The organism is Streptomyces mobaraensis (genome assembly GCF_020099395.1).
Classification (GTDB): Bacteria; Actinomycetota; Actinomycetes; order Streptomycetales; family Streptomycetaceae; genus Streptomyces.
Genome location: NZ_CP083590.1, coordinates 2,593,502 through 2,605,413 on the forward strand (window position 1 = coordinate 2,593,502; position 11,912 = coordinate 2,605,413).

7 protein-coding genes are annotated in these 11,912 nt (G+C 76.1%); 4 read left to right on the forward strand and 3 right to left on the reverse strand.

All coding sequences use genetic code 11. From position 1 onward, the window contains the following. Positions 1 to 114: 114 nt before the first annotated feature. Positions 115 to 3,912, reverse strand: a complete 3,798-nt coding sequence (locus K7I03_RS10940; RefSeq protein WP_398858502.1) for a UvrD-helicase domain-containing protein — start codon at positions 3,910 to 3,912, stop codon at positions 115 to 117. A gap of 297 nt (positions 3,913 to 4,209) precedes the next feature. Then, complete coding sequence (locus K7I03_RS34300; RefSeq protein ID WP_278255086.1) at positions 4,210 to 4,869, reverse strand: MGMT family protein; 660 nt, start codon at positions 4,867 to 4,869, stop codon at positions 4,210 to 4,212. A gap of 185 nt (positions 4,870 to 5,054) precedes the next feature. Between K7I03_RS34300 and K7I03_RS10950 the strand changes: the two genes are divergently transcribed. After that, positions 5,055 to 7,838, forward strand: a complete 2,784-nt coding sequence (locus K7I03_RS10950) for a lysylphosphatidylglycerol synthase transmembrane domain-containing protein (protein ID WP_185941699.1) — start codon at positions 5,055 to 5,057, stop codon at positions 7,836 to 7,838. A gap of 68 nt (positions 7,839 to 7,906) precedes the next feature. Here the strand turns inward: K7I03_RS10950 and K7I03_RS10955 are convergent, their stop codons facing one another. Then, on the reverse strand, positions 7,907 to 9,334 hold the full coding sequence (locus tag K7I03_RS10955; RefSeq protein ID WP_185941700.1) for an MFS transporter: 1,428 nt from the start codon (positions 9,332 to 9,334) through the stop codon (positions 7,907 to 7,909). 383 nt (positions 9,335 to 9,717) lie between these two features. Here K7I03_RS10955 and K7I03_RS10960 point away from each other — a divergent pair, with 383 nt between their 5' ends. The 3 genes from K7I03_RS10960 (at position 9,718) to modA (ending at position 11,909) form a co-directional block, all read left to right on the forward strand. Further along, a complete protein-coding gene (locus tag K7I03_RS10960; RefSeq protein ID WP_185941701.1) occupies positions 9,718 to 10,593 on the forward strand; it encodes a helix-turn-helix domain-containing protein in 876 nt (291 codons plus the stop codon). Between the two features lie 79 nt (positions 10,594 to 10,672). Further along, positions 10,673 to 11,068, forward strand: coding sequence for a TOBE domain-containing protein (locus K7I03_RS10965; protein WP_185941702.1), 396 nt, complete (start codon positions 10,673 to 10,675; stop codon positions 11,066 to 11,068). A gap of 55 nt (positions 11,069 to 11,123) precedes the next feature. Then, positions 11,124 to 11,909, forward strand: coding sequence for a molybdate ABC transporter substrate-binding protein (gene modA / locus K7I03_RS10970; RefSeq protein WP_185941703.1), 786 nt, complete (start codon positions 11,124 to 11,126; stop codon positions 11,907 to 11,909). Positions 11,910 to 11,912 lie beyond the last annotated feature (3 nt).

Sequence of the window (11,912 nt, forward strand, 5' to 3'; positions counted from 1 at the left end):
TGGGCGCCCGGGCCGCTTGTACGGCGGTTCCGCGGCGCTTCCCCGGACGCCGAGCGCCTGCCCGGCGCGTGACGGACGTGACGGATGTGATGGATATGCCGGACGTCCGGGCCGTCACTCGACGATCTGGCGGCCCTCCGGGCGGGCCGAGCAGGAGGAGCGGAAGGCGCAGTGCGCGCAGTGCGTGCCGGGGCGCGGGGAGAACCGTTCGTCCAGGACGCGCCCGGCAGCGGTGGCCAGGAGGTCGCCGATCCAGTCGGTGCCCTCCTCGCCGCCGTCGGACAGCGGTTCCTGGGCCTGCACCTTGGGGAGCGCGTCGCCGCCCTCCTTCTTGGTGGCGCCTTGCCGGAGCTGGACGAGTTCCGCGCCGCCGGGGCGCGGGCGTACACCGTCGAAGGCGTCGTCGACGGCGCCGTGCCGGACCGCGAGCTGGTAGACGGCGAGCTGGGGGTGGCGGGCCACCTCGGCGGCGGTCGCCGGGGTCTTGCCGGTCTTGAAGTCGACGACGTAGGCGTGGCCGGAGGTGTCCCGCTCCACGCGGTCCATGGAGCCGCGGACGCGGACGAGCCGGTCACCCGCGGTGAGGGTGACGTCGAAGGGGTGCTCGGTGGCGACGGGGGTGCGGCCGCGTTCCATGACGTGCCAGCGGAGGAAGCGCTCCAGGGCGGCCCGCGCGTTCTCCTTCTCCTGCCGGGACTTCCAGGGCGCGTCGAAGGCGAGCGCGTCCCAGACGGTTTCCAGGCGCTCCATGAGGACGGCGAGGTCGGCGGGGGTGCGGCCGGAGGCGACCTCGTCGGCGAGGACGTGCACGACGTTGCCGAAGCCCTGGGCCGTTCCCGAGGGCGCCTCGGCGCGTACCTCGCGCCCCAGGAACCACTGGAGCGAGCAGGTGTCCACAAGCTGGCCGACGGCCGAGCCGGACAGGGCGACCGGCTGGTCCCGGTCGCGGAGCGGCACCTCGCTGTGCGTCGGCTCGTACAGGCCCCACCAGCGGTCGGGGTCGGCGGCCGGGACGAGCGGCCGGTCCTCGTCGTCGCGCAGGCCGGCGAGGCGGGCCAGCCGGTCGGCGGCGGCGGCCCGGAGCGCGTCGGAGGCGGCGGGGTCCACGGTGGTGGCCCGCAGCTCGGCGACGAGCGCGGCGACGGCGAGGGGGCGGCGGGGGCGCTGGGTGACGTCGACCGGTTCGACGCCGAGCTCGGTGAGGAAGCGGGACGGCTGGTCGCCGTCCTCGGCGGCGGCCTTGACCGCCGTGACGACCAGGCGTTCGCGGGCGCGGGTCGCCGCCACGTAGAACAGCCGGCGCTCCTCGGCCAGCAGCGCGCCGGGCGGGAGGGGTTCGGCGAGGCCGTCGCGGCCGATGCGGTCCGCTTCCAGCAGCGAGCCGCGGCGGCGCAGGTCGGGCCAGAGGCCCTCCTGCACCCCGGCGACGACGACGAGCCGCCACTCCAGGCCCTTGGAACGGTGCGCGGTCATCAGCCGGACGGCGTCCGGGCGCACGGCCCGGCGGGTGAGCGTGTCGGCGGCGATGTCCTGGGCCTCCAGCTCGTCCAGGAAGCCGAGCACGTCCCGGCCGCCGACGCGCTCCTCGGCGCGGGCCGCCGTCTCGAACAGGGCGCAGACGGCGTCGAGGTCGCGGTCGGCGTTGCGGCCGGCGGCGCCGCCGCGGTGCGCGGCGCGGCGCAGCCGGTCCGGCCAGGGCGCGGGGTGCCGGGGCGTGCCGTTCCAGAGCGTCCACAGGGCGTCCTCGGCGGTGCCGCCGGCCCGGAGCCGGTCCCGGGCGGCGCTCAGCAGCGCGGCCAGGCGCTGCGCGCCCCGCGCGTACGCCGGATCGTGCGCCACCAGACGCTCCGGCGCGGCGAGCGCCTCGGCGATGAGCACGTCCGAGGCCCGCGGCGCGGTACGGCCGGCGGCCCGCTCCTCCTCCCGCAGGGCCCGCCCGAGCCGGCGCAGGTCGGCGCCGTCCATGCCGCCGAGAGGGGAGGTGAGGAGGGTCAGGGCGGTCTCGGGGGTGAGTACGCCGGCTGCGGCGGGGGCGGGCGCGGCCGGGCGCTCGTCCGCCGCGCCCTCGTGGGCCGGACCGGGCCCAGGCCGGCCGTCGGGCTCGGGCGTGGGCCCGTCTTCGCGCTCGCGCGCGGGCTCGGGCTCGGGCACAGGGGCAGCGGCGGGGGTGGGCGACACGGCGATGCCAGGCCGCGTGGCCGAGTCGGGGGCCGGGGCGCAAGCGGATGCGGCGGCCGTGCCGGGGCCGGACTCCGGTGTGGCGCCGGGCTCGCGCGCGGGCGTGGAAGCACCCTCGCGCCCGGTCCCGGCGGGGTCGTCCTCCGGGCCCGTACCGGTGCCTTCGGCCCCGGCGGGGCCGTCCTCGTCCGACGCGGCGGCGGGGACGGGAGCGTCGCCCCCGGGCTCGCCGGGGGCGTCCCCGCCCGGGCCGGGCGCCGCCCCCCACTCGGACGCGGGGGCGCTTCCCCGCCCGCCTCCGGGCCCGGAGGCGTCGCCCTTCAGCTCGCCAAGGGCACCCTCGGCTCCGGGGACATCGCTCCCGGGCTCATCCGCCGCGTCCCCGTCCGGCCCCGGCGCCCCCGCCGCCCATTCCGCCACCACCCGCAGTGCCGTCAGCAGCGGGGCGACCGCCGGTTCGTGGCGGAGGGGGATGTCGTCGCCGTCGACCTCCACCGGTACGCCCGCCGAGGTGAGGGCGCGGCGGAGGGTCGGTATGGAGCGGGAGCCGGCGCGGACGAGGACGGACATGGCGCCCCAGGGGACGCCGTCCTCCAGGTGGGCGCGGCGGAGGATGTCCGCGATGTTGTCGGTCTCGGCGCCGGGCGTCGGGTAGGTGTACGCCTCCACGCGGCCTCCGGGGCGGACGGCCGTCAGGTCGCGGTGGGCGCGGACGGCGTCGGACGGGAGGCGGCCGAGGGGCATCCGGCGGGTGAGGAGGCGGGTGGCGGCGAGGAGGGCGGCGCCCGAGCGGCGGGAGGTGGTCAGGACGCGGACCGGGGCGGGCGAGCCGTCGCGGCGCGGGAAGGCCGTCGGGAAGTCGAGGATGCCGCCCACGTCGGCGCCGCGGAAGGCGTAGATGGACTGGTCGGGGTCGCCGAACGCGACCAGGGTGCGCCCGCCGCCCGCCAGCGCGCGCAGCAGCCGTGCCTGGGCGGCGTCGGTGTCCTGGTACTCGTCGACGAACACCGCGTCGTACCGTCCGGCGAGGTCCGCCGCGACCTCCGGCCGCTCGGCCAGCAGCACCGCGCGGTGCACCAGTTCCGCGTAGTCGACGACGCCGCGCGCGTCGAGTACGTCCAGGTACTCGGCGAGGAAGGCCGCCGCGGCCGACCAGTCGCCGCGTCCCGTCCGCTCGGCGAAGGCGGCCAGCGACTCCGGGCTCAGGCCCAGTTCCCGGCTGCGGGCGAGGACCGCGCGCACCTCGTCGGCGAAGCCGCGGGTGGTGAGGCAGGCGCGCAGGTCGTCCGGCCAGCGCACGGTGGCGCGGCCCGCGCGCTCCAGTTCGGTCTGGCCGGCGAGCAGCTCCCGGACGGCGACGTCCTGTTCCGGGCCGGACAGCAGCCGCAGCGGCTCGGCGAACAGGCCGGCCTCCTGGTGGGCGCGGACCAGGGCGTAGCAGTAGGAGTGGAAGGTGGTGGCCTGCGGCGCGCGCGCCGCCAGCCCGCGCTCCCCCAGCCGGGCCGCCACACGGTCGCGCAGCTCCGCCGCGGCCTTGCGGCTGAAGGTCAGGACGAGCATCCGGTCCGGGTCGGCGCCGCGCCGCACCCGGTCGGCGACGGCCTCCACGAGCGTCGTGGTCTTGCCGGTCCCCGGACCGGCGAGGACGAGCAGCGGCCCCTGTCCGTGCTCAACCACCGCGCGCTGTGCCGCGTCCAGTTCCGGGGGGACCACGCGCCCTGGGGGCGTGCGCACCAGGCGGTACGCGCCCGGCGCGGACCGGGGTGCCCGCCGGCGCTCCGGGTCCTCCGGGCGCGCCGGGGCGAGCGGGCCGGGGGCGCCGGAAGAGCCGGGGATGCCGGAAAGGGGGGTGGAACTCACGTGAGGTGCCGGTCCTGCGGGTCGGGTACGGATCTCCGCGCGCCGTCGGGGCGCGGGGGTGGGGCGGCCCTCGACGCTACGCCAGGAGGCGGGTGGGGCGCAGGGCGTTCCCGGGGGCGTGAGGGCCGTTCGGGCACCTCACCCGTTCGGGTTGCCCGGCGAACGGGCGGATCAGGTGGCGCGTTTCACACGCGACGCGCCGCCGCGCGCGCCCTTCGCGTCGCCGCGCACCCCGGCCCGTTCGTCTCGTACCGCATCGCGTTCCCGCCGGTCCTGCCGGGCCGTTCGGCGCGCGCCGTCGGGCGCGCTTCGGCACCGGCGCCCCGCGCCTCCGGGGTCACCGGGGTCACCGGGGTCACCGGGGTCACGGAGGTCACCGAGAGCTCCGAGGCCCTCGGGAGGCTCCTCGGCCCCGTCCACGTCGGCACTCCCGGCCGCCCTGTCCGCCCCGGTCGCCCCGGCGTCCCCGCCGGCCGGCGCCCCGTCCCACCGCGCCCGCCTCATCGCGAGCCGTGGCACGTGCCCGTCGGCGGCCGGGCCGGTGATCCGGAGCGGCGTGCCCTCCTCGCGGTAGTGCCCGAGGGCCGCCTGTTCGCGGCCGGGCAGCAGGACGCCGTCGGCCCGCACGACACGCCACCACGGCACGGCGCCGCCGTACAGCGCCATCACCCGGCCGACCTGGCGCGGACCACCCTCGCCGAGCCACTCGGCCACGTCGCCGTAAGTCATCACCCGGCCCGGCGGGATGATCTCCGCGACGGAGAGGACCCGTTCCGCGTACTCGGGAAGCTCGGCTGGCCCCGGAAGTCCGGGCGGCGATGCGTCGGTCACCCGGTCCATACTGCCGCAGGCACCGCGCGCTCCGGGGCCACCGTCCGGAGGTTCGGGTTCCGGAAGATCACCCAGAGTGCGCGATCGGACTACAGGGCGTACGATCCGAGGTCCGCGCCCCCGAAATGCACCCTGATACACCCTTGCCCGGCAGGGCCATGCCACCATCTTCCGGGCGGTGACTGGTGATACGAGAACGAGAAGACCAGGAAGACACGGACGACGAGCAGGGCGCGGGACCTCCTGAGGAGGCCGGCGCCCGCCAGGCGCTGCCCGGGAGCGGCGCGGGAGACGGGGAAGCCGAGCGGCCGCGCCCCGGTACCCCGGCCCGCCCGGCCGGCTCGTCGTACGCGTGCGACACGAAGGACGGCGAGGTCCACATCGACAAGGTCTCCGGCGACGAGCCCCTGCTCCCCGCCCGCGTCCACCGCCCCGCCGACCTGGTGCGCATGCTGCTGGGCATCATCGGCATCGCCGTCGTCCTCGCCCTGGCCGCGTTCGCGCATGGCACCACCACCGGTCTCGCCAGCGACATCAAGGAGAGCGCCGGGCACGCCCCGCAGACGCTGGCCAACATCGCCGGTCTCACGGCCAACGTCGCGATCTTCATCGTGCCGGTGGCGTTCGCCGTCGAACGGCTGGTCAAACGGGACGGCCTGCGCATCGCCGACGGCGTCCTCGCGGCCGTCCTGGCGCACGGCGTCTCGCTCGGCGCCGCGCTCTGGGTCGCCGAGGCCGCCCCGGAGTCCATCCGGGAGGCGCTCACCCGGATCACTCCGACCCATGAACTGACCGATCCGGTCCACGGCTACCTCGCCCCCGTGATCGCCTATATGACGGCCGTCGGGATGTCGCGGCGTCCGCGCTGGCGGGTCGCGATGTGGGCGGTGCTGCTGCTCGACGCGTTCGCGGTGCTGGTCAACGGCTACTCGACGCCGTTCTCGATCGCCACCACCGTGCTCATCGGCTGGACGGTCGCCTACGGCACCCTCTACGCCGTCGGCTCCCCCAACGTCCGCCCCACCGGCCAGCACCTCCTGCACGGCCTGCGCCGCGTCGGCTTCAAGCCGGTGAGCGCGCTGCGCACGGAGGAGGCCCCGGACGCCGAGCCGGCCCAGGGCACCGCGCACGACCGGGGCCGCCGGTACGTCGTCACGCTGGAGGACGGCCCGCCGCTGGACGTCACGGTCGTCGACCGCGAACAGCAGGCGCAGGGCTTCTTCTACCGGCTGTGGCAGCGGCTCGCGCTGCGCGGCATCACGCAACGGCGCAGCCTGCAGTCGCTCCGCCAGGCGCTGGAGCAGGAGGCGCTGCTCGCCTACGCGGCCATCGCCGCCGGCGCCAACGCCCCCAAGCTGATCGCCACCAGCGAGCTCGGCCCGGACGCCGTGATGCTGGTGTACGAGCACGTCGGCGGGCGGACGCTGGACACCCTGCCGGACCAGGAGATCACCGACGAGCTGGTGGACGGCGCCTGGCGGCAGGTGCGCGCCCTGCAGTCGCGCCGGATCGCGCACCGGCGCCTGGACGGCGACGCGCTCCTGGTGGATCGTTCCGGCAATGTCGTCCTGACCGATCTGCGCGGCGGTGAGATCGCCGCCGGCGATCTGGTGCTGCGGATGGACGTCGCCCAGCTGCTCACCACGCTGGGCCTGCGGGTCGGCGCCGAACGGGCGGTGGCCTCGGCCGTCGCCGTGCTCGGCCCGGACGCGGTCGCCGACAGCCTGCCGCTGCTCCAGCCCATCGCCCTGACCCGCGCCAGCCGTGCCACCCTGCGCCGGCTCGCGCGCGAGCGCGCCCAGCGCGAACGCGACGCGGTGCTGGAGGCGTCCCGGATCGCCAAGGAGGAGCGGGCCCGGGAGCGGGAGGAGAAGGGCTCGGGCCCGGCGGACGACCGCCGGGCGCTCAAGGCCGAGAAGAAGGCGGAGAAGCAGGCGCTGGACGTCGCGGCCGAGGAGGCCCGCGAGGAGGACCTGCTGGCGCAGATCCGCCGCCAGGTGCTGCTGATCCGGCCGCAGGCGCCGATAGAGCCGGTCCGGCTGGAGCGCATCCGGCCGCGCACGCTGATCAGCTCCATCGCGGGCGCGATCGCCGCCTACTTCCTGCTCTCGCAGCTGTCGCACGTCGAACTCGACAAGATCATCGACCATGCCAACTGGGGCTGGGTGGCGGTCGCCGCGGCCTTCTCCGCGCTCTCCTACTTCGCGGCGGCCATGCGGCTGCTGGGCTTCGTCCCGGAGAAGGTGCCGTACCTGCGGACGGTCATGGCACAGGTGGCCGGCTCGTTCGTCAAGCTCGTGGCCCCGGCGGCGGTCGGCGGCGTGGCCCTGAACAGCCGCTTCCTGCAGCGGGCCGGGATCCGCCCGGGGCTGGCCGTGGCCAGCGTCGGCGCGTCGGAGCTGTTCGGCCTGGCCGCGCACATCCTGCTGCTGCTGACCTTCGGTTACATCACCGGCACCGAGCGGACGGAGTCGCCGCTCCCGCCGTCCCGTACGGTCATCGGCGGACTGCTGACGGCCGCGGTGCTGGTGCTGGTCGTGACGGCCATCCCGTTCCTGCGGAAGTTCGTCTCGACGCGGGTGCGCTCGCTGTTCGCGGGCGTCGTGCCGCGCATGCTGGACCTGCTCCAGCGGCCGCGGAAGCTGGTCAACGGCATCGGCGGCATGCTGCTGCTGACCGCCGCCTTCGTGTTCTGCCTCGACACGTCGATCCGGGCGTTCGGCGGCGACATGAGCTTCGCCAGCGTCGCGGTGATCTTCCTGGCCGGCAACGCGCTGGGTTCGGCGGCGCCGACGCCCGGCGGCGTCGGGGCCGTGGAGGGCGTCCTCATCGGCGCGTTGACGCTGGCCGGGCTGCCGGCGGAGATCGCGACGCCTTCGGTGCTGCTGTACCGGCTGCTGACCTTCTGGCTGCCGGTGCTGCCGGGGTGGCTGTGCTTCAACCAGTTGACGCGGAAGGGTGCCATCTGAGGGGAGGGGTACGGAAGTGGGGCGCCCTTCCGGGCCGTTGCCCCCTTCCCGTCACGCCGCCCCTCCCCTCACGCCGTCCGCTCCCGCCGCAGCAGCCACACCGTGAGCGCCGTCGTCAGGCACAGCAGGCCCCCGGCGGCGTACAGGCTCTCCCGCATGCCCGCGAGCGAGAACGCCCCCGCCGTATCCCCCGCGCCCCCGCCCGCTATCAGGGCGCCGGACACGGCGACGGCCAGCGCGCCGCCCGTCTGGCGGACCGCGTTGAACAGGCCCGAGGCCGTACCCGCCCGGTGCCCCGGGACGGCGTCCATCAGCAGGGCCGTCAGCGCGGGGACCGCCAGCGCGCCGCCCAGACCGGTGGGCACGAGCAGGAGCAGCACCAGCCACAGCGGGGTGTCCGCCGACAGCGGCAGCAGCGCGGCCATCGCCAGCGCCAGGACCGCCTGCCCCAGGACGATGACGGCGCGCCGGCCGATCCGCTCCGCCAGCCGCGGGGAGACCAGGTTGGCGGCGGTGATGACGACCGACAGCGGCACGAACATCAGCCCCGCCTCCGTCGCCGACATGCCGCGCGCCTGCTGGTAGTAGAGGCCGAGCAGGAAGACGAGGCCGTAGAAGGCCGCGTTGGCGGCGAAGCCGGCCGTCAGGGCGACGGCGACCCGGCGCTCGCGCAGCATGCCCAGCGGGACCATGGGCGCGCGGTGCCGCTTCTCCACGGCGAGGAAGGCGGCGGCGGAACCGGCCGCGACGGCCAGCGCGGCGAGCACCGGCACGGACGTCCAGCCGCGGTGGCCGCCCTCGATCACCGCGTACGTCAGGCCGGCGAGGGCCAGGACGGCGGTGGCCTGCCCCGCCGGGTCGAGCGGCGCCGGCCGGCGCGCGGACGGCGCGGTGCGGGCCAGCAGCGCCAGGATCACGGCGCCCACCGGGAGGTTGAGCAGGAACACGGCGCGCCAGCCCGCGTGTTCGGCGAGGATGCCGCCGAGCACCGGCCCGGCCGCCATGGACACCGAACCGCCCACCGTCCACAGCGCGATGGCCCGCGCCCGGCGCGCCGGGTCGTCGTACGCCTGCCGGATCAGCGTGAGCGAGGCGGGCATCACGACGGCCGCCGCCGCGCCCTGCGCCAGCCGCGCAGCGATGAGCACGCCGATCCCGGGCGCGAGGGCGCAGCCGAGGGAGGCGAGGGTGAACAGGGCGGTCCCCCAGGCGTACGCCCGGCGCGCCCCGGACCGGTCCGCGAGCGCCCCGGCGGACATCATCAGCGCGGCGAACATCAGCGTGTACGCGTCGACGACCCACTGGAGGCCGGACATCCCGCCGTGGAGGGACGAACGGATGGCGGGCAGCGCGATGTTGACGGCCGAGACGTCGATGGTGATGACGGCGAAGCCGAGGAGGGAGGCGATCAGCGCGACCGGGGAGGCGGGGGCCGAGGAGGAGGGGACCGGGCGGGTACGGGAGGCGGGTGGGCGGCGGGCGGTGGTCCTGGGCATGTGGGGTCACTTCCGGGAGGGGGAGGAAGGGGACGGAACGGCGGGTGGGCAGGGGGCGTCGCGGTCGCTTCGGGGTGGGGAGGAGACGGAACGGCGAGTGGGCGGGGGGCGTCGTGGTCGCTTCCGGCGGGCCGGACCGTCCGGCGGTGCCGGCCGCCGCGGGCGGTCCCCGCCGGAGCGTCCGGCCGGGAGCCGCCCGGCGGCCGTCGTGCGGGCGGCACCCACCGCGTCGGGGCACGACGTCGTACGCCTCCCCGCACCACGGCCGCCGGCCGCCCGCAACAGGACCAGCTTGCCGCGCCGTTCCGCCCGGCGGGAGGCCGCGGCGTTCCTGGCCCTGACACGGCCCCCCACCGCGCGGGGCCTCCGGCGACAATGGCGGGATGACCGACAGCGGCACCGAACTGGGCAGATATCTGAAGGCGCGACGGGCGCGGATCACCCCCGAGGACGTCGGGCTGCCCTCGGGCACCGGACTGCGCCGGACGCCGGGCCTGCGCCGGGAGGAGCTGGCGACGCTCGCCGGCGTGAGCGTCGACTATTACACCCGCCTGGAGCGCGGCCGCGAGCGGAACCCCTCGCCGGCCGTGATCGACGCCCTCGCCCGCGCGCTGCGGCTGAACGGGGACGCCCACCAGCGCCTCCACGACCTGGCCGAACTCGCCTCCGGCCGCGTCCCCGAGCCGCGTACGCCCGCCGGGCCGGGGTCCGGCGGCGGGGAGACCGTGCGCGCGTCCGTCCTGCGGATGCTGGAGGCCGTGCGGCCGCTGCCGGCGTACGTGGTGAGCCGGTACAGCGACATGCTGGCCGCGAACCTCCCGGGACGGCGGCTCATGCCCGGCCTCTGGGACTGGCCGCGGGAGGAGCGCAACGTGAACCGGTACCTGTTCCTGCACCCGGTGGGGCGCACCCTTTACAACCCCTGGGAGGAGACCGTCGCCAAGTCGGTGGCCCACCTCCGCGCGATCGCCGGTGTCGACCCGGACTCGCCCCGGCTGGCCGCGCTGGTCGGTGAACTACTGCTGAAGTCGCCGGAGTTCGCCACGCTGTGGGAGCGGTATGACGTGAAGGAGCGCGTCGGCGGCACCAAGACGTTCAGCCATCCGAAGGTGGGGGCGATGACGCTCGTCTACGAGGTCATGCCGCTGTCCGGGACGGACGGTCAGCGCCTCGTCGTCTACCAGGCCGAGCCCGGCGGCGCGGACGAGGCGGCCATGCTGCTCCTGGATCCGGAGAGAGCCGCGGCGGCCGCAGCGTAAGGAACCTCCCTCGCACCTGCCCGGACCGGAAGCCGTTCTCCCTTGCACATGCCGGGTGAACGGCTCTACCGTGCCGCACATGCGCTCCTACACCATCGGCCGGGCGGCCCGGCTGCTCGGCGTCAGCCCCGACACCGTCCGCCGCTGGGCGGACGCCGGGCGCATCCCCACCCGGCGGGACGAGCACGGCAAGCGGGAGATCGACGGGGCGGACCTCGCCGCGTTCTCCGTCGCGCTCGCCGCCGAGGCGAACGAGGACGGCGAGGAGGCGTACTCCAGCGCCCGCAACGCCTTCCCCGGGATCATCACGGCGGTGAAGCTCGGCGACGTCGCCGCCCAGGTGGAGGTGCAGGCCGGGCCGCACCGCCTCGTCTCCCTGCTGACGCGCGAGGCCGTGGAGGAGCTGGGGCTGGCCGTGGGCATGGAGGCCGTGGCCCGGGTCAAGGCCACCAACGTACACGTCGACCTCGTCTGACTCCGCGTCCGATCCGCCCGCTTCGCGCCCCCGCCCGGCACCCCACGGAGAACCCATGCGCCGTACGTCCGTCCGTCTCGCCGCCCTCGCCACCGCCCTGCTCCTGCCCCTGGCCGCCGCCTGCGGCGACGACGCGTCGGACGGCGGGTCCGCCGACGGCGGCGACGGCAAGAAGGGCACCACGCTCACCGTGCTGGCGGCCGCGTCCCTTACCGACGTCTTCAAGCGGGCCGGGGACGCCTACGAGAAGGCGCACCCGGGGACGACGGTGAAGTTCTCGTTCGCGGGCTCCCAGGAGCTGGCCTCGCAGGTCCGGCAGGGCGTTCCGGCGGACGCCCTGGTGACGGCCGACACGAAGACGATGGACGGGCTCTCCGGTGAGACGGGCAAGCCCGTCGTCATCGCGCGGAACCGGCTGACGATCGCCACCGCGCAGGGCAACCCGAAGCACGTCAAGGACCTCGCCGACCTGGCGCGGAAGGACCTCAAGGTGGTGCTGGCGGCGCCGGAGGTGCCCGTCGGCCGGTACAGCAGGAAGGTCCTGGAGCAGCAGCACGTGGACGTGAAGCCCGTCTCGCAGGAGCCGAACGTGCGGGCGGTCCTGAGCAAGGTGTCCCTCGGGGAGGCGGACGCCGGGATCGTGTACGTCACGGACGCGACGGCCGCCAAGGGGAAGGTGGCCACGGTCGCCGTCCCGGACGCGCGGAACGCGGTCGCCGCCTACCCGGCCGCCACGCTCAAGGGCTCGAAGCACGCGGACGAGGCGGGCGCGTTCGTGCGCTGGCTGTCGTCGTCCGAGGCGCGGGGGCTGCTGAGCGCGGCCGGCTTCCAGCGGCCGTAAGGC